Below are 17296 nucleotides of genomic sequence, written 5' to 3'. Positions count from 1 at the left end.
GGCAGTGCAGATCGATGATGTCACCCTGATGGCGCTGGCCGATGGCGAACTGGATGCCGACGAGGCCGCGCGCCTCGGCGCCCTGGTCGCGGCGGACCCCGAGGCGCAGGCGCGTCTGCGCCGGTTCACCGACAGCCGGGAACGGCTGAAGGCACTGGCGGCGCAGGACGGGGTGGCCGCCCCCGGCGACGCTGCGCTGATCGCGCGGATCCGCGCGGCGGCCGTCGCGCGGGTGCGGCAGACGCCGCCACCGCCGGCCACACCTGCCGCCAACCGCAACCGCGCGCCCCTTGCGGCGCTGGCTGCCGCGCTGACCGCGGCGGTGGTCGGGCTGGGCTGGTGGCAGATGGGCGCGGACCCGCGGGGCGGGTTTGCCCCCGAACTTGCGGCGGCGCTTGACAGCCTGCCCTCGGGCGAGGGGCAGATGCTGGCGGACGGGCGCGACCTGACACTGATCGCGTCCTACCGCGCCGCGGGCGGCGAATTCTGCCGCGAGTTCGAGACCCGGCAGGCCGAAAGCATCGAGGTGGTGGTCGCCTGCCGCGGTGACGGCGCGACCGGGGCCTGGGCGCAGCGTTTCGCCACGGCCACCATCGCCGCCGACGGCTTCGTGCCGGCCAGCGGCGATCTTGCGGGACTTGACGATTTCCTGGCCGAACTGGGCGCCGGCGCGCCCCTCGACCCCGATCAGGAGGCCGCCGCGCTGGCCTCACGCTGAGAGGTCGGATGATGCGGGGAAAAGTGGGGGAGAGTGGTGGGCGACCCTGGAATCGAACCAGGCATGGGTCTCCCCGGCGGAGTTACAGTCCGCTGCCGCACCTTGCAGCACGTCGCCCGCCGATCGCCGTCGGCGTGGGGGGTGATTAGCGAGACCTGCCGGGGGCGTCAAGCGGATTTCCGGGGCTTGCGCCACGGTCCCCGCGCGCGCAGAGAGGGGCAGGACAGAAGGATGCGATCATGGCCGAACGCCCGCACAGCAACCGCAAGCCCGACTGGGTGATCGACAAGGAACGCGCCCGGCGGGCGGCGGCGGCCGAGACGGTCTGGCTGTTCGGCCTGCATGCCGTGCGCGATGCGCTGGCCAATGCGGCGCGGCAGAGGCTGCGGCTTGTGGTGACCCGCAACGCGCTGGACCGGCTGGGCGATCTGCACGGCATGACGCCCGAGATCACCGATCCGCGCAGCTTTGCCAAGGCGGTGCCGCTGGCACCCGACAGCGTGCATCAGGGCGCCGCGCTGGAGGTCAGGCCGCTGAAATGGGGCAGTCTCAGCGAGGTTGCCCTGCGCGAGGCCCCCGGCGAGACGCGGCCGCTGCTGGTCGCGCTGGACCGCGTCACCGATCCGCACAATATCGGGGCCGTATTGCGCTCGGCCGAGGTGTTCGGCGCCCGCGCGGTCATCGCGCCCGCCCGCCATTCGGCCCCCGAGACCGGCGCCCTGGCCAAGACCGCGTCAGGGGCGCTTGAACGTCAGCCCTATCTGCGCGTCCCCAATCTTGCCGAGGCGCTGTCACAGCTGAAGGGCATGGGCTTCACGCTGATCGGGCTGGACGGCACCGGCGAGGCCGTGCTGCCCGACCTGCTGGCCACCCTGCCCGGCCGGGCGGTCTGCCTGGTGATGGGCGCCGAGGGTCCGGGCATGCGCGAGTTGACCCTCAAGAGTTGCGACCACCTGGCACGGATTCCCTTCGCCGCGGATTTCGGATCGCTGAATGTCTCGAACGCGGCGGCGGTCGCGCTGTACGCCGCCGCCCGGGGATGAGTTCACAAGCCTGCGAAAGATCGAGGCCATCCGTTGAGATTCGCGCGGCAGTCGGCCTACTAGGCAGGTGCACCCATTCGATTCGCCATGAAAAACATCGTCCTTGCCCTGCTGCTGAGCCTCGTCGCCGTGGTCCCTGCGGTCGCGGACGACTGGGCGCTGGATGGCTATGACGTGGTGTCCTACCTGCGCGGCGGCCAGCCGGTGCCGGGGCGCAGCGACATCGCGACCATGTGGAAGGGCCGGCAGTGGCATTTCGCCACCGAAGAGAATCGCGCCCGCTTCGAGGCCGATCCGCGTGCCTACATGCCGGGCTTCGGCGGTCTTTGCCCGGTGTCGCTGTCGATGGGCAGGGCGCAAGAGGGCGATCCGCGGCATTTCGTCATCATCGGCAAGCGGCTCTACCTCCTGCGCTCGCAACTGGCCGAACAGCAGATCATGGCGGCGCCCCGCGACGTCCTGATGCGGGCCAAGCGGACCTGGATCAAGCTGCGCCAGTAGGGGCGGCCGGCCCCCGCGTTCACGATATCGAGACAGATCTGGAACTTTCCGGGGTCGATGCACATTTCCTTTTCAGGACATGGCCCCGGAACGGTCATGTTCGGATCACTGTCCCTCGTTCCGCGACTTGCGCCCGGCCTTTTCTGGACCGGGCGCCTTTTCTGTGTCAGGGTGCCGCAACCTATGGCAGAGGAGGGAGGCCCGCCGTGGAGCTGGATCTGGACGATGATCAGGACATCGCGCGAATCGCGCGGGAGACCCGCGTGATCGCAATGGTCGGTTTGTCGCCCAGGGAGGATCGGCCCAGCTGGGGCGTGGCGCGCTATCTTCAGGCGCAGGGCTTCCGGGTGATTCCGGTCAATCCGACCCATGCCGGCGACAGTATCCTGGGCGAAACCGTCCACGCGAGGCTGTCCGACATCCCGGCCGATGCCGGGGTCGAGATGGTCGACATCTTCCGCCGGTCGGATGCGGTGGCCGCGATCGTGGACGAGGCGCTGGCGCAACTGCCAGGTCTGAGGGTGATCTGGACACAGCTGGGCGTGCGCGACGACGATGCGGCCCGGCGCGCGCGGGCGCAGGGCGTCACCGTCATTCAGGACCGCTGCCCGAAGATCGAGTTTCCCCGCCACCTGTGACGAACGGGGCTATGCCCGTCCGGCCCCCCCCACAATCCATGCGGGCCGGGCCGGTGGAACTGCGATGCAGGCGAGAAGGGCCCCGTTGCCTCTTTGTCCGGGGCGGGCTCCCTCGCATGGCATCGACGTTTCGTCTCGCCCGTAGTCGCGGTTGATCCGACGCCACCGGAAATCCTGCGGCGTGAGATTCGGGTGCAGGATCCTGTCGGTTCCGAGGAAAACCTGAACGGCCCATTGATGAAGTTCGGTCAGCTGGTCCCGGACATGCGTATCCCGGTCTGCCGCCGGGTGGTGTGCGCCATCCTGCAGTATTCTCGGGGCGGCGAGAAGCAGGGCCATGAAAGGCTCGGACAGGAATTAGCCGGGATCGTCGGCGAAGCCGTCATCGTCCCGAACGCCCATGGACGGCAAGAGTGCCTTGCCGAGGCCCTGGGGCGTGTGCCACCCGGCCATCCGCACATGGTCGTCACCCTCGGCCATCCTCCGGGCGAGATCCCGGATCAGACCCCGGACGGCGGTGAAGCAGCCTCCTGCCTGACATACGCCACGGATGCCGGGAGGATCTGCTGGATCGGGTCCGAGACCACCTTCGGCGAGCCGAGATAGGTCGTCTTGGCGGCCTGCGTCAGCAGCGCCAGCAGCGGGTCGGTCGGCGGAACGGCCGGGCCGCTGACCATGAACATCTCGATGACCTCGGCGATCATGCGACGATCACTGTCGTCATCGGTCTTGCAGAAATGCCTGGGGTCGCGGTTGACTGTCGCTGACACCGCCCGCCATCCTGCGGCCTCCTTGCGGAAGCGGACCTGACAGATGCCCCAGCCCGGCCATCCGCAGTGCAGGTGCAGAACTTGCGCCTCATACCAGGCGAACCATTAGCGCTCCATGACCATCGGCAGATAGCCCCTGCGGATCCGGGCCATTGCGGCATCGTCGAAGGTCATCTCCCGCCTGATGGTCGCCCGCTTGCGCGGCAGGGGCCTTGCGTTTCAGTCCTCCTTGCCGGTCGCCGATCCCAAGGCATGTGCGCGTGCAGGTCGCCGGCCGCGCGGAGATTCGCAAGGTCACGTTCGCGTCCCTCGCGCACTCTGGTCTGCGCAATATGCTCCTTGACCTCCTCGACACGGACCCAGCGCGTCGATGCGGTCTCGAGCGTGGTCTGGCGCTGCTTGCCCCGCGCGCCCGCCAGAACGGAGGCCGAGGACGAGGCTGTGCCCGCAAACACGCCCCGGATCACGTCCAGAAGGTCGACGCGATAGCCGGTTTTGTCCAAGGCACTGCCGGCCGCCGTCCCGGCCGGGCTTTCCCCGGCACGGGGCTTCCCTTTCGGGAACGTCCAGACGCAGCCGCCGAAATGGTCGGCCGATTCGCGCGGGAGAACCCAGACCCTGGCGCAGAAAATGACCGCGCCATAGGCATCGGCATCAGGGATGTCATGCATCGCGCGATCGCTTTCTGTCAGCTTGGCTGTGATGAGCCCGGCGCCAGACGGCGCGCGGGCGGTGGTATCGGGCAGGTCCGGCGCTCAGGCCGCGTCTCTCTCGGCCGCGACAATGAAGGCCTCGGCCAGTTCCAGCGTGGCGGCGGGCCAGTATTCCTGCGGCCGGGGGTGCTTGACCCCGAAGGCGTTCACCGGCCGGCACGTCAGCACGGTGTTGCGCCACTGCCGCGCGATCGCCTCGCGGCCTTGGCAGTCGCCCAGCAGCGCCCAGCAGCGCCCGGCAGATCGCCCCGTTCGTGTCGGTGTCCGCCCGCGCAACGGTGGTCGAGACCGCGTCGGCAAGCGGCGTTCCGGCCAGCAGGTGAAGGAACGCGTTCTGCAGGGCGGTCAGCACCCAGCCCAGCTGGCGCTGAAAATCGCCGGGCGCCGCGGAGCGGGCGAGCGTCAGCCGATCGCGGACGGCCTGCGCCGGATCGCCGACGGCAAGGAGTCCGATCGGGCTGACCCGCATCAGGGCGCCGTTCGACTGGCTGTCCGACCGGGCCTGACGACCCTCGTCGATCGTCCGGATACGATCGCACGTCGTCCCCCGATGTCGAAGGGCCGCGAGCGCCCCCGGCGCAACTAGGCTTCGCCCACCGTTGCGGCATCGCAGCCGCCCTCCGACGCGATCGCACGGGCCAGCGCCAGCGCCATCTTGCTGTCATCGGCGGCCTGCCGGGCGATCAGGTCTCACGAGCCGCCATCGGTCAGCCGGGCCCTGCCCCGGGGGGGGGGCTGCGGGCCATGTCGGCGGCCGACCGGAACTCGAAGGCCGAACCCAGCGCGTTGCCGGCAAGCTGGCCCGGAAGGCAACCCTGCGCCCGCACCAGACGCTGCGCGTCTGCGCTGCGGCGACGGGGCCGCGCGCTGTCGCGCGCCGCCGCCCGCCCCGCCTGCGGCTTCAGCGCGACAAGGCGCGTCACCAGATCAGCCGGTCCGCCGATGCAGCCGTCGAGGCCGGGCCTCTGGTAATTGACCGGACGCCCTGCCAGATCGACCAGCGTGCAGCCGGCGCCGATCAGCAGCGCGTGGCCCCAGCGATGTCCTAGTGTTCAAGGCCACGCGTCAGGCTGACCGCGGCATCCACCTCGGCCACCGCCGCCAGCGCCGGGCGACAGGCCGGGCTGGGCAGCGCGCGGATGCGGATTCCGGGCAGGGTCTCGTGATTTTGCGCGGCGTAGTTCGCGGCATCGGCGTTCATCGCGACCACCGCCGGCTCGCCCGCAGCACCGCGCTGTATGGCCTGATCGTCGCGGGTCAGCGTGGCGCCCTCGGCCCGGGCGATCAGGTCGCCGCGATTGTCCGGACCGACCGGCGCAAAGACGACGCCGAGGATGGACCGGCAATCGCGCAGCAGCGCGACCGACACCGCCGAGCCCCGACGCCTGGCCAGGAAGCCGCGGGTGCCGTCCCGCGGGGCTACCACCCAGACATTGTCGGCGGCCGGGGGTGACATGGCTGATTTCTGGACGAAGGCGCAGGGAAGCAGGGCGCGCAGGCTGGCATTCAGAACGGCATCAACCGCGATGTCGATCGGCGCCGTCGCCCAGCCGCCACGCGGCCCGCCGCTGCGATGGAACTCGGCGCGGATCATGGCGCCGGCCTCGATCACGGCCTCGATCACGGCCTCGATCACGGCGGCCAGCAGCGCGGCGGCGGCCGGCCTGACATCGGACTGGATCATCTCGGTCTCCTTTGCTTTGGTGGTTTATGGATGGGACGGAATCGGTGCGCGCGCGGATCGCTCGGGATTTTCCGGTTCGGTTCGGGTCGGAGGATCGGCAATCCATGCGCAAAGCCGTCGGTTTCTACTGGACGCTGCCGGTTCCATGGGCCCGCTTCACGACCTTGCCGGACGACATCGACGAGGCCGCAAAGGTAAGCCGCACCATCCGCTATCAGCGCTGTCATTCGACGCCACGCCGAGGAAAACCGCGACGATCTCGTCAGCGAGAGGGTCTTTCTGGAAATCGCGCCGGATCGTGGCAGCCAGTATGTCCCGGATGCGCTGGCGCCGCTCGAGACGATCTGCCGGGCGGCTGGGGCAGCGCTGCTGCATGTCGATCTTGAAGAAGTCCAGGGGTGGCGCAGCCACGGCCCCCCCTTTCTGAGTGTGCACGGCACGCGGAGATCGAGATCGAAACCGTCGGCGGGGGCGAAATCCTGATTGATGGCATGATTTTCGATCCGGGCCGCCATTTCCCGGACAGACACCGGCGGCAGCTCGATTGGACGGCAAGCAAGCCCGAACGCGTCGCCCGCGCGCGCGCCGAGGCGGGGCGTCTCCGCGATGCAGGACGGACGCACAAGGCGATTGCGCAGGACTCGAATGATCGGGGCATTCCGGGCGCGACCGGCAAGCCCCGGACCGCTGGCACGGTCCGAAGCCTCCTCGGCCCGTCGCAAGCGTCACGCCGGCCTGCGTGCCGATGCCGCAGCGCGACCGTCACCGCCGTCCGGCCAGCGCATTCCCCCGCTGCGCCTCTTGCACCGTGCAGTCCGGACCGCCGCCACGGCAAGAGGCGCAGGGCGTCGCGGCTTGGCCGGGTTGAGGGGCGAGCCATCGGAAGGACGCGGCAAAATGCCTCTGGACAGCAGGCGAGGACGGATCGCGCCAGCGGCTCATCTGCATCCCGCATCTCGCGGGAACGTGCGCAGCCGTCCGCCGCGACGCGTGCAAGGCCCTCGCGCGCCTTGCCGCGACCCATCGCCACGACCACCCTCGCGCTTCACATCAATGCCCATGTCCCGCGAAAGCTGGCGGCGAACCGGCGATGGGTGGAGGAATTGGAGGCGGGTACCGGACTCGCTACCATTTTTCTAAGCCACTGGTAGGCTTGAAAAATCGAGTGCGAGGTTGAGTTGTGTGTCGCACTTCGTGTCACACTTATGCTGTCTTGGTTGTGTTTCTGTCAACCGCCGGGTGCCGCTCAGGTGGCCTTCCTGTCGTCCTATAGGTGGCCCGAATGCCGCCTTGGCTTTCCCTTCGTCCAATAGTGGCGGCGGGTCACGACGCGACGCTTCGTCCGCTCTATCGGTGGTGCGGCTGCTGACACCCGGCGTCTTCTTCCGTCCGATGGTGAAGCTGGGTCGCGAGGCGGGGCGTATCCCTGCCCGCGCGGGTGGGGTATGGGGGAAGTTGGCCCATGGCGATGTGTAGATGGGACCACGGAAAAAATCGTCATATTTTTCTGACTGATAGCTTATCCGAGGTAGACAAGTTCCTTAACGTCAAAGCGGTCATTGGGAACGATCTTGTGCAGCCCTTCCGCATAGCGCGCGCGTATCCACGTGCCGTCAGAACGGTAAGTCCAGAAGACATTCCGATATTCGCGATGCTGGACGCGGATTTTCTCCACGTTCCGGTCTGACTGTAGCCGCCCTGTTTCGCCGTCATCCTTGATCTCAACCAATGCAATGGCGTCTGGCGTCGTCCGACCGCTGACACCCACAACGAAGTCAGGAAAGAACCGGTGCCCGGACGGCAGTATCAGGCGAGTTGCCCAAGTTTCATTCTCTGGGTTTCGCATCCACCACTTAACTGTCCCTGTCTTGTCTGCGTCCAGAAACGCGGCGAAGTCCTGTTCTTCCTTGTTCAGACGATGCGGGAACACGCCGTAGGCTGACTTCTCAGCTTCACTCAGCCCATCCGGTCCGAAGTATTGCTCTGGTACAGGTTCGCTGGTGTCGGTTCGCACATTGCGGGCCTGTGCGGTCTTGATGGCCTCTTTCAGCTTCTCGGGTTCCATCATCCCGGCCAGATCAATAGCGCGGCGCAGGTCACGTTCCTCGGCTTCGATGCCTTTGTCGTCCACGATGCCGCGCAGTTCCTCCACCAGTGCGCGCTTCAAAAGGCGTGGGTCGATGGCGTCATTGAAGTTGAAGGCCAGTTGCGCCTTCTCAGCCACCCGCGCATTGGACAGTCGCAAGCGCAGGTCCACCGTTTCCTGTAACTCAGACGCGAACAAGTCGCGCAAGTCGAGATGCGCCTTTGTCAGCTTGCGTTGTAGCAGACCGGGCATATCGGCAGAGCGGCAAAACTCGCGCGCTATGTCCTGCACCAGATCGTTCAGCTTCATCGGGTCGGGTGGCAGTTCCCGGACCAGTGCCTTGGGCAAGTCCAAGTCCTTGCGCAGCGGATAGGGCCGGAGTTTCGGCTTGCTCGGCCCCTTGTCGGTATCAGGCTTCTTGCTTTCCGGCAGATCGCCAAAGAGCGGCGTGTCGCTCATGCTCTGCCACGTCTCACCCGCGACAATGGCACGGTCCTTTTCCGTGTCGGGCATGTTCTGCACATCTGCCCGGACGACGCCTTGTTCGATCAGGTTCGTCAGGCGCTCTTGCCGCTCTGCTTCATTTTCCGGTGGCTTGGGTGTGAAGGGCGGCTTTGGAACATCCGACGCGATGGCTTGTTTCTCGGCATTGCCAAACTCGTACACGTCCAGATTGTCGGTTATCAGTTCGATGCTTTCGCGCACCGCCTTCAACTCGTCCACCGCCGCTTGCAGCCCAACTTGCATGTCCGGGTCCGTCAGCAGAACATAGCCGCTGTCCAACAACGCATCCTGCCCATGGATAGGCCGCACGGAGGGATGCACGCGCATGATCCGTCCCACGATCTGCATACCGAAGTCGCGGCCCCGGTTCGGGCGCACGGAAACCAGCGTCCACGCGCGGGGCGCGTCAAAGCCCGTGGCCACGGCCACCTTGAAGATCAGAACATGGGTGTCGGGATCATAGGCCAGTGAATGAAAGTCCGGGTCGGGTTGACCGGACGTGTGCGTGGCAATGGCAGCGTCATCCACGCCGATTGTCAATCGGCATCCAATTGGGCCCCCTGATCGGCGTCCAAAAGGGACCCCTCTGGCGGGACGTGAGCTGGCCCGAGGCGGCGTAGCTTTTCAGGTAGCGCAGCCGTCTCGGGCCAGCGTTTCAGCCGGGTTCAGACGCGGGTTTTGAGGCGCCAGCTCTCGTTGCCGGTTTCGACGATGTCGCAGTGATGGGTGAGGCGGTCGAGCAGCGCGGTCGTCATCTTGGCGTCTCCGAAGACCGTCGGCCATTCTCCGAAGGCAAGGTTTGTGGTGACGATGACCGAGGTCTGTTCGTAAAGCTTGCTGATTAGGTGGAACAAGAGCTGCCCGCCGGATTGGGCAAAGGGGAGATAGCCCAGTTCGTCCAGAACGACGAAGTCGAGGCGCATCAAATGTTCGGCCAAGCGCCCGGCGCGCCCGGCGCGGGCTTCAGCCTCCAGCTTGTTGACCAGATCCACGACGTTGAAGAAGCGGCCACGGGCCCCGTTGCGGATGAAGTCAGCAGCAAGGGCGGCGGCGCCGGATCGCGGCGGCGTGCCAGGATGTTCAGGATGACATCGGCGGAATGGACGCCCTGCGCGATGGCCTCGGCACAAGCGGCCTCCACCGCGGGCAGGCCTTCGGTCAGGACGGCGGCGAGGATGTCGACCATCTGGCGATCACCGTCATCGACGCCCTTCAGCTTGCGGCGCACCTTCTCCAGGGCACCGGGTAACACCCAGTCCTTGAACGGCGCGCCGTTGCGCAGCGCCCCAGGCTTGCGCACCAGGACCGGCACATAGTGCCATGGATCGTAACCGGTCCGCCCCCGGCCAAAGCAGCGGGGGTGATCCCCGACAAGTCGGCCGTCCTGCCGGATCTCGATGCGTTCGGCATAGGCGCGGATCTCGACCGGTCGCCCCACCGCGCTGGCCATCACCGAGTATTTGTTGTTGTCGAACCGCACGAGGCAGGTCTTGGACACGGCCGCCGGCACGGAATGGAAGCCGTCGAAGCGTCCGGCATAGGGCACAAGCTGCGGGCGTTCTGCTTCGAACACCTCCCACACGGTCCGGTCCGTCATCTCGGGGTGCGGATTGGCCTTGGCCCAGGCGACGCACTTGTCGATCAGAAGTGCGTTCAGCTCCTCGTAGCTCCTCACCCGCAGGCGCGGAGACGTTTCGTGACATCCTAAATAGTCAGACGCTTTGTGCGAGGTTTGTCACATTTTGCGGCCAGCAAGATGCTTGCTGGGATTTGTCCGGTCTGCACACCGCTGTTGAGGATGCCTTGCAAATCACTGCAACCGTGTCACCCGAAGATCAGACATGGCATGAGTTGAGAGCAGCAGTGGCGATAAGCGGGATGAACAGATGTACGCCTATGAACCACCTTTCGTGCACGCCCATTTTCGACCATTGCTTTGCCCGGTTCGACCAGCACAAAGACGTTGCAATGTTCAATGATTGCATGGCTGTAGTGGAATAACCTTGCACGTCAGATGTAGCTGGCCGTTTTGCTTACACGATGGAAGGGGCCATGCGGGATGGCCCCGACCAGCCGCCCGGCTAGTTAGCCTGTTCAATGGCGAAGCGGTCAATGCCGTCTTTCAACTGTGCCAGCGTGTAGCCTTCCCTCAGATAGACTTCCTGCGTGACACCTGACCGGGCGTGGCCAACAATGCACTGGATGATCGGCTCTGGCACGTTTGCTTGCCCAAGCCGCGTTACCATCGTGTGCCGCAGACTATGGAACACTAGGCCCGGTTGTTTAATCCGCAACTTGGGCAAGAAACTCTCGTTGCACCAGCGGCCCAAGTTGCGACCGTAGCCGCCATTGGCGCTGTAACTGTAGTCTGGGAACAGGCGTGTGCCGTTCCGGCGGCTTTCCACGAAGTCGAGAAAGCCAAGGCGGATCAACTCGGAATGCAGCGGCACCTTGCGCCGTCCTGCTTTCGACTTGACGCTCTTGGTGTCGTCGCCTTCGTCCGTGATGTTCAGGAACCATGTGTCGCCGTCCTGCTTCACATCGGCAATGTCGAGTTGGCAAATCTCGTTCAGGCGCGCCCCGGTGAACATGCCTAAGAGCATTCCCCACTTGTGGCTGTCTTTGCGCACCAGCCCGGACGGGTTTTCCGTCAACTCGGTGTAGATCAACCGCGCCTGATCCGGTGTGAAGGGCTTGCGCTCGCTCTCGCTGGCCTTGTCCTTCTTCACCTTCATACCTTCAAAGAGCGTGTGCGGAGAATGGCCGTGCCGTTCCGCCCAGTCGAAGAACATCTTGAACATCTGGATATGGCTGTTGATAGTCTTGGCCGCGATCTTCTTGTGCCCCGGTTCTTTGATGACCTGCATCAACGGCATGGCCTTCAACTTGGGCTTGGTGTTCCGGCTAGCTGGTAGTGCTTGCAACACCTTCTTGACCTCGCTCGCATCCTGCTTGGTGATCGTGGCAAGCAGTCGATCCGGGCCAAAGTATTCGACAAGGATGTTCAGGTAGGCCCGGTTCTGGCCGATGGTCTTACCAGCCCATTGGCGGGAATGCTCAGCGATGAAATCATCGACCGCCGCGCCCAAGGGCGATGAGGCTGGCAGAGCGGGCGCAGGAGGGGCAGGAGCGATATCCGGGGCATCATCATAGGAATAATGCTCAAGGCGCTCTGCGGCTTCTAAAACGGCCCGGAGCAAGTCTCGGCGGCCCTTGCGAAGTTCGCGTTGCATCATGGGCTGGCTGGCTTGCCAGTCCTGCGCCGTCAGGCCCGACTTTCTCAGGAACGGCTTGACGGGCAGGTATTGGTCGCTCTCCATCTCCATGTCGAGATAGCTTTCATGGTCCAGCATCTCGCAGCGAACGTCTTCCAAGGCGTTCTTCGACATGCCGCGCCGGTCCAGCCAGTCAAGGTACTGGTCCAGTTGCGCCTTGAAGTAGGCTTGTACCTTCTCGCGTATCTCGGTTTGTCTCAGTCCCGCCAATGCAGTGTTCTCGCGCAGTATTCGTCCGCAGGATGCAAGATGGCGGGCCAAATCACCAGCCCGATCCGGGCACCGTGTCCGCAGGGAGATGCGAACCGTGGTCCGCTTTCCCTCTTTGGACGGAGGGATAGGCCAGCGGAAGTAATAAACACCGTGCCGAGAAGGGCTTAGATAGGATGACAGCATCATAGGGCGTGTGTCCCACTTTGTGTCACACCCGACCGTTCAGCCACTAACCCTATGATTTAGAATGAAATGGAGGCGGGTACCGGAATCGAACCGGTCTTCACGGATTTGCAATCCGGTGCGTAACCTCTCCGCCAACCCGCCGCCGATCAGAGTGCGCCCGGCATAATGGATCGCGAACGCCCATGCAAGACAGGAACGACCGACGTTGCCCACCCCCGGAAATCGTGGCAATAAGCCTGCAAAGCAGGTCGAGCAGAGGTTCCAGACATGACCGATTTCGCCGCCCGTCGTATCATGATGGTGGATACCCAGGTTCGCCCCAACGATGTCACCAAATTTCCCATCATCGAGGCGATGCTGACCATCCCGCGCGAGGATTTCGTGCCGCCCGCGCGCCGCGCTGTCGCCTATTCGGGCGAGAACCTCGATATCGGCAGCGGGCGGGTGCTGCTGGAGCCGCGCACGCTGGCCAAGATGATCGACGCGCTGGACGTGCAGCCCGACGACCTGGTTCTGGATCTGGCCTGCGGCTATGGCTATTCCTCGGCGGTGCTGTCGCGCCTTGCCGAGGCGGTCGTCGCCATCGAGGAGGACGCGGATCTGGCCGGCGAGGCCGAGCGTCGGCTGGGCGAGGCCGGGCTGTTCAACGTTGCGGTGCTGCAAGGGGCGCTGGCCGAAGGGGCGCCCAAGCAGGGCCCCTATGACGCGATCCTGATCGGCGGCGGCGTCGAGGCGGTCCCCGACACGATCACCGGCCAGTTGAAGGAGGGCGGCCGCATCGCCGCGCTGTTCCTCGAGGGCAGCCTGGGGACCGTGCGGATCGGGCACTGCCTCGGCGGGCGGGTGAACTGGCGCTATGGCTTCAACGCCCATGCGCCGCTGCTGGCGGGCTTTGCGGCCACGCGGGGGTTCAGCCTGTGATGCGTTTCCCGAAGGCCCTGGCACTGGGTGCCGCGCTGGCGATCACCGCGGAGCTGCCCGCCCGGGCCGAGTCGCTGGCCGACACCATGGTCGCCGCCTATCGCCATTCGGCGCTGATCGAACAGAACCGCGCCGTGCTGCGCGCCGCCGACGAGGACGTGGCCGGCGCGATCGCGCAGCTGCGCCCCGTGTTGCGATGGGTACTGGACCACTCGGTGCGGCGCAACGAGGGCAGCACCACCAGCCGGACCACCTCGCTGACGCTTGGGGCCGAGATGACATTGTACGACTGGGGCCGGTCGCAACTGGCCATCGACGGCGCCAAGGAACAGGTTCTGGCGACGCGGCAGGCGCTGGTAGGGGTCGAGCAGGACGTGCTGCTGGCCGCGACATCGGCCTATTTCGGGATCTGGCGCGCGAATGAGCAGGTCCGCCTGCAGCAGAACTCGGTCGAGGTCCTGACCCGCGAACGTCAGGCCGCCCAGGACCGTTTCGACGTGGGCGAGATCACCGTGACCGATGTGGCGCTGGCCGATGCCTCGCTGGCCGCGACGCAGGCTGCGCTGGCCGCGGCCCAGGGCGACCGCGAGATCGCGCGCGAGGCCTATATGGCCGCAACCGGCCGCAAGCCGGCCGCGCTGGATGCGCCGCCGCCGCTGCCCAGGCGCCCGGCATCGGTCGATGCTGCGCGGGCGATTGCGCAAAAGACGCATCCCCTGATCCTTCAGGCGCAGCGTCAGGCCGCCGCGGCGGAACTGGCCGTGGCCTCTGCGGCCGCCGAGGGGCGTCCGTCGCTGTCCGCCAATGCAGGGTTGGGCGTGACCCGCGGGCCCGACACCTTCGGCAATTACGACAACCGGCTGGGCGCCTCGGCCGGGCTTGAACTCAGCCAGACACTGTACTCCGGCGGCCGGCTTCCCGCCGCGCATCGCAAGGCGATGGCGCAGCGCGATCAGGCGCGGGCGCAACTGCTGAACGTCTCGCGCCAGATCAGCCAGCGTGTCGGCGAATCCTGGTCGGACATCGACGTGGCGCGGGCGCAGATCAGCGCCATCGACAAGCAGATCTCGGCCGCGCAACAAGCCTATGACGGGGTCAGGGAAGAGGCCCTGCTGGGCGCGCGGACCACGCTGGACGTCCTGGATGCCGAACAGTCGCTTCTCGAGGCGCGGGCCGACAAGCTGTCGGCCGAAACCAATCTCCAGTTAGCACATTATCAACTTCTGGCTGCTATGGGTCTTCTGACGGTAGAACACCTGAACCTGGGGATTCCGACCTATGATCCATCGCAGTATTACAACGCCGTGCGTGACGCGCCACGCAGCAGCACGCAGGGCGAAAGCCTTGACCGGGTCCTGCGCGCGCTGGGCCGCGGCAACTGAAGCCTGCAAGACGGGGGGTGGCCATGCCTGACCCCCGCAGCGCGCAGAACGCGGCCCGGCTTTCCGAGGACATCGGCGACGTCCTCAGCGCCATTCGCAAGCTGATTGCCGAGGATGAGGCCCTGGGCGGCGATCGCGCCGCCGGACCGGGCGGGACGATCGACCAGGATGCCGGCGAATTCCTGGCACGGCGCTATGGCGGCAACGCGGCGCTTGCGCGCAGGCTCGCCGGCACCGCGGCACCCGACGAGAGCCGCAGCGACCTTCCGCAGGCGACTGCCCGCGCCGATGACGAGGCGGGCGAGGGCTGGCCCCTTGGCGGGCTTGCCAACAGCCCCGAAGCGGCGCGGCCGGTGGCGGCCCTGTCCGACCGCGGCGCCGTGACGGCGCAGCCGCGCATCCTGCGCCATGACGGATTGTCCGCCCCCGCCGACGCCCCGGCCTTCCAGCGTGCCGAGGCGCGGCCGGAACTGCCGTCCGCGCGCAATGACCTTGTCCGTTCGCTGTCCGCAACCGCGGCCGCGCCGCAGGTCGGCAGGCAGGATGCGGGCGCGGTCGCGCCGTTGCGCCTTGATGCGACGCGCCGGGTGCTGACCCAGGATGACGGCACCGGCCTGCGTGGCGGTGCCCGGCAAGAACCGCCCCTGCACCGCCCGCCGCTTCACCGCCCGCCACTGGCACCTGCCGCCCCGGCGCCGCTTGCCCGGCAGCACGAGGATGACGACGATTTCGCCGAGGCCTTTGACTGGAAGGCGCGGATGCGCCCCGATGTCGATGGCTCCACGCGCGCCGACGCCACGTCTCCGGCCCACTCGGCACCGTCTCTGCCATCCTTCCTTTCCGGCCGGATCGAGCGTCGCGAGGCGCCGGTCACGGTCGTCGCCACCCGGTCCGATGACGGTCTGCGGGCGGATCTGGCGGCGCCCGACGAAGGCCGGGTGCTGGATGATACGCACCATGATCCCGAAGACGCGCAGGCCGAGGTGGCCGGTTCGCCCTCGGCGGCGGATTCGGAGTTCGCCGCGGTTCTGGCCGCGCTCGAGGCGGTCGGGGCTCCCCGGACGGGGCTGGACAAGGCGCCGATCCCCGAGGCGGGTCCTGCACAGGACACTGCGCAGGCGATGCTGACGGCGCCCGCGGCCCCTGAGGCATGCGCGCCCGAACCCGCCGCCGGGCCGACCCTGGCTGGCGAAGCGGCGATCGTCACGCCCGAGGTCGATGAGCAGAGCATCCGCGACCTGCTGCGCGAGATGATCCAGGAAGAACTGCATGGCGAGTTGGGCGAACGCTTTTCGCGCAATCTGAGGGCGGTCATCCGTCGCGAGGTGGCGGCGGCGATCGAGGATTATCTCGACCGCATCTGACCGGCCGATGCCACCTTCAGCGGAACACCCCATCATGCCGGGCCTCGCAGGTGGCCCGGCAAGTCCTGATTGCGCGATGCCCACGGAACGCCATTGGCGAGGACCGCCGGCCGGGCCGCCCTCAGCCGAGGTAATCCTCGGGATCGACGCTGTCGAAGCCGCGGCGCACCTCGAAATGAACGAAGCCGCCGCTGCCGGCCGTGCCCAGCTGCTGGCCCAAAGACACCTGATCGCCCTTCGCGACCTTCAGCCCGTCGAGGCCGGTATAGACCGTCATCAGCCCGCCATCATGGCGGATCACCACGATCGGCACGCCGCCCGTGTCGCGGGTGATCGCCGCGACGGTGCCGCTGCCGGCGGCGATGACGGGGCTGCCCTGTGATGCGGCGATGTCGATCCCCTCGTTGCGGCCCTTCTCATAGACCCGGATGATCGCGCCGCTCACCGGCATGCTGAACCGGCCGCCGCCCGATGCCGCGGTGCGCGTTGCGCCAAGATCGGTCGATGGCGGGGTCGGCGCCGGCTCGGCGGCGGGACGGGTGTCCTCGCGCGGCAGCGGCTTGGCGGCCGAGGGCGGCCGCGGCGTCGGGCTGCCGGTGCCGGGCGCCGTGGTGACGGGCGCGGCCGCCGCCGCCTGTCGCTGACCCGCCGCCGGGATCAGCAGGCGCTGTCCGACGCGCACGCTCATGCTGGACGGCAGGCCGTTCCACGAGGCCAGATCCTCGACGCCGATGCCGTATTTCCGGGCAATCGACCATGCGGTCTCGCCGGCCGCCACGACATGCTGGCCCGGCTGGGCGGTGGCCGATGTCGCGGCGGGCGCCGCTGCCGACGCCGCCGGCGCGCTGCTGCGCCCCGGCACCTCGGGCTGGCGCACGCCTTGACCGGCAAAGGGATCGCTGACCAGGCCGGTGCTGCTGGTCACCTGCCGCGCCGCGCCCGGAGCGGCGGCCACGCGGCGGGGCAGCACAAGCGCCGCCCCAGGCTGCAGCGGCGCATCGGGTGCCAGCGCATTGTGCCGTGCCAGTTCCGCAGCGCCGAGGCCAAGCCGCGCGGCCACGATCGCAGGCGTGTCGCCCTTGCGCGCGATGGCCACCTGGTAGTCGGGGAAGGTGATCAGGCCGTTGCCGTCGGGTTGCGGGCGCGGCGCGGCCCGCGAGGCCGCCTCGGTGGTGCTGAGCGCTCCGGGCATCAGCCGGCGCAGATCGGGGTCGAAGCCGTTGGGGCCGCATGACGCCAGCAACCCGAGGGCCGCAGCGGCGCCGACGTGACGCGTGAAGATCCTGCTCATCCTGTCG

General features: G+C 67.1%; 17 protein-coding genes, 2 tRNA genes and 2 pseudogenes. 8 read left to right on the top strand and 13 right to left on the bottom strand.

Annotated features, from left to right (window positions below):
- Positions 1 to 4 precede the first annotated feature (4 nt).
- On the top strand, positions 5 to 718 hold the full coding sequence (locus Q5Y72_RS02340) for an anti-sigma factor family protein (RefSeq protein WP_305961809.1): 714 nt from the start codon (positions 5 to 7) through the stop codon (positions 716 to 718).
- A gap of 34 nt (positions 719 to 752) precedes the next feature.
- Here Q5Y72_RS02340 and Q5Y72_RS02335 read toward each other — a convergent pair.
- Positions 753 to 836 (bottom strand) — tRNA-Tyr (locus tag Q5Y72_RS02335).
- Between the two features lie 121 nt (positions 837 to 957).
- Here Q5Y72_RS02335 and rlmB point away from each other — a divergent pair.
- The 3 genes from rlmB to Q5Y72_RS02320 all read left to right on the top strand — a co-directional run bounded on the left by rlmB (position 958) and on the right by Q5Y72_RS02320 (position 2900).
- Complete coding sequence (gene rlmB, locus Q5Y72_RS02330) at positions 958 to 1761, top strand: 23S rRNA (guanosine(2251)-2'-O)-methyltransferase RlmB (protein ID WP_305961808.1); 804 nt, start codon at positions 958 to 960, stop codon at positions 1759 to 1761.
- 87 nt (positions 1762 to 1848) lie between these two features.
- A complete protein-coding gene (locus tag Q5Y72_RS02325) occupies positions 1849 to 2262 on the top strand; it encodes a YHS domain-containing (seleno)protein (protein ID WP_305961807.1) in 414 nt (137 codons plus the stop codon).
- Positions 2263 to 2534: 272 nt separating this feature from the next.
- The gene (locus Q5Y72_RS02320; protein ID WP_305962073.1) at positions 2535 to 2900 is read left to right on the top strand and encodes a CoA-binding protein; all 366 of its coding nucleotides are present in this window, start codon (positions 2535 to 2537) and stop codon (positions 2898 to 2900) included.
- Positions 2901 to 3257: 357 nt separating this feature from the next.
- On the opposite strand, the gene Q5Y72_RS02315 is transcribed toward Q5Y72_RS02320, so the two are convergent.
- The 4 genes from Q5Y72_RS02315 to Q5Y72_RS02300 form a co-directional block, all read right to left on the bottom strand.
- Positions 3258 to 3380: a hypothetical protein gene (locus Q5Y72_RS02315; protein ID WP_305961806.1), complete on the bottom strand. Its 123-nt coding sequence runs from the start codon at positions 3378 to 3380 to the stop codon at positions 3258 to 3260.
- Positions 3381 to 3400: 20 nt separating this feature from the next.
- Positions 3401 to 3604 carry a hypothetical protein gene (locus tag Q5Y72_RS02310; RefSeq protein ID WP_305961805.1) on the bottom strand — a complete coding sequence of 68 codons (204 nt, stop codon included), beginning with the start codon at positions 3602 to 3604 and terminating at the stop codon, positions 3401 to 3403.
- A gap of 236 nt (positions 3605 to 3840) precedes the next feature.
- On the bottom strand, positions 3841 to 4341 hold the full coding sequence (locus tag Q5Y72_RS02305) for an NUDIX hydrolase (protein WP_305961804.1): 501 nt from the start codon (positions 4339 to 4341) through the stop codon (positions 3841 to 3843).
- 84 nt (positions 4342 to 4425) lie between these two features.
- Positions 4426 to 4659 carry a hypothetical protein gene (locus Q5Y72_RS02300; RefSeq protein ID WP_305961803.1) on the bottom strand — a complete coding sequence of 78 codons (234 nt, stop codon included), beginning with the start codon at positions 4657 to 4659 and terminating at the stop codon, positions 4426 to 4428.
- Between the two features lie 43 nt (positions 4660 to 4702).
- On the opposite strand from Q5Y72_RS02300, the gene Q5Y72_RS02295 reads away from it, so the two are divergent.
- The gene (locus Q5Y72_RS02295) at positions 4703 to 4969 is read left to right on the top strand and encodes a hypothetical protein (RefSeq protein ID WP_305961802.1); all 267 of its coding nucleotides are present in this window, start codon (positions 4703 to 4705) and stop codon (positions 4967 to 4969) included.
- Between the two features lie 121 nt (positions 4970 to 5090).
- Here the strand turns inward: Q5Y72_RS02295 and Q5Y72_RS02290 are convergent, their stop codons facing one another.
- The 7 genes and pseudogenes from Q5Y72_RS02290 to Q5Y72_RS02260 all read right to left on the bottom strand — a co-directional run bounded on the left by Q5Y72_RS02290 (position 5091) and on the right by Q5Y72_RS02260 (position 12472).
- On the bottom strand, positions 5091 to 5306 hold the full coding sequence (locus Q5Y72_RS02290; RefSeq protein WP_305961801.1) for a hypothetical protein: 216 nt from the start codon (positions 5304 to 5306) through the stop codon (positions 5091 to 5093).
- Positions 5307 to 5428: 122 nt separating this feature from the next.
- Positions 5429 to 6067 carry an inositol monophosphatase family protein gene (locus tag Q5Y72_RS02285; protein ID WP_305961800.1) on the bottom strand — a complete coding sequence of 213 codons (639 nt, stop codon included), beginning with the start codon at positions 6065 to 6067 and terminating at the stop codon, positions 5429 to 5431.
- 1519 nt (positions 6068 to 7586) lie between these two features.
- Positions 7587 to 9185, bottom strand: a complete 1599-nt coding sequence (locus Q5Y72_RS02280) for a hypothetical protein (RefSeq protein WP_305961799.1) — start codon at positions 9183 to 9185, stop codon at positions 7587 to 7589.
- A gap of 137 nt (positions 9186 to 9322) precedes the next feature.
- A pseudogene (locus tag Q5Y72_RS02275) lies at positions 9323 to 9709 on the bottom strand (ATP-binding protein); the annotation flags it as partial.
- Positions 9688 to 10347 (bottom strand): annotated as a pseudogene (locus Q5Y72_RS02270) (Mu transposase domain-containing protein); the annotation flags it as partial. The pseudogenes Q5Y72_RS02275 and Q5Y72_RS02270, both read right to left, overlap by 22 nt.
- 391 nt (positions 10348 to 10738) lie before the next feature.
- The gene (locus tag Q5Y72_RS02265; RefSeq protein ID WP_305961798.1) at positions 10739 to 12193 is read right to left on the bottom strand and encodes a site-specific integrase; all 1455 of its coding nucleotides are present in this window, start codon (positions 12191 to 12193) and stop codon (positions 10739 to 10741) included.
- 205 nt (positions 12194 to 12398) lie between these two features.
- A tRNA-Cys gene (locus Q5Y72_RS02260) sits at positions 12399 to 12472 on the bottom strand.
- A 126-nt stretch (positions 12473 to 12598) separates the two neighbouring features.
- On the opposite strand from Q5Y72_RS02260, the gene Q5Y72_RS02255 reads away from it, so the two are divergent.
- Genes Q5Y72_RS02255 through Q5Y72_RS02245 form a run of 3 tightly spaced genes read left to right on the top strand, consistent with a single transcriptional unit; the run spans position 12599 to position 15998 of the window.
- Positions 12599 to 13252: a protein-L-isoaspartate O-methyltransferase family protein gene (locus tag Q5Y72_RS02255; RefSeq protein WP_305961797.1), complete on the top strand. Its 654-nt coding sequence runs from the start codon at positions 12599 to 12601 to the stop codon at positions 13250 to 13252.
- On the top strand, positions 13252 to 14634 hold the full coding sequence (locus tag Q5Y72_RS02250) for a TolC family outer membrane protein (protein WP_305961796.1): 1383 nt from the start codon (positions 13252 to 13254) through the stop codon (positions 14632 to 14634). The genes Q5Y72_RS02255 and Q5Y72_RS02250 overlap by 1 nt, the downstream gene beginning before the upstream one ends.
- Positions 14635 to 14657: 23 nt before the next feature.
- A complete protein-coding gene (locus Q5Y72_RS02245; RefSeq protein ID WP_305961795.1) occupies positions 14658 to 15998 on the top strand; it encodes a hypothetical protein in 1341 nt (446 codons plus the stop codon).
- Positions 15999 to 16119: 121 nt separating this feature from the next.
- On the opposite strand, the gene Q5Y72_RS02240 is transcribed toward Q5Y72_RS02245, so the two are convergent.
- Entirely contained in the window at positions 16120 to 17289 is a 1170-nt protein-coding gene (locus Q5Y72_RS02240) for a LysM peptidoglycan-binding domain-containing protein (protein ID WP_305961794.1), read from the bottom strand.
- Positions 17290 to 17296 lie beyond the last annotated feature (7 nt).

Origin of the sequence: Paracoccus spongiarum (assembly GCF_030732095.1) — a bacterium.
GTDB lineage: Bacteria > Pseudomonadota > Alphaproteobacteria > Rhodobacterales > Rhodobacteraceae > Paracoccus > Paracoccus spongiarum.
The sequence above is the reverse complement of the archived record's forward strand: the minus strand, read 5'-3'. Positions and strand labels throughout refer to the sequence as shown.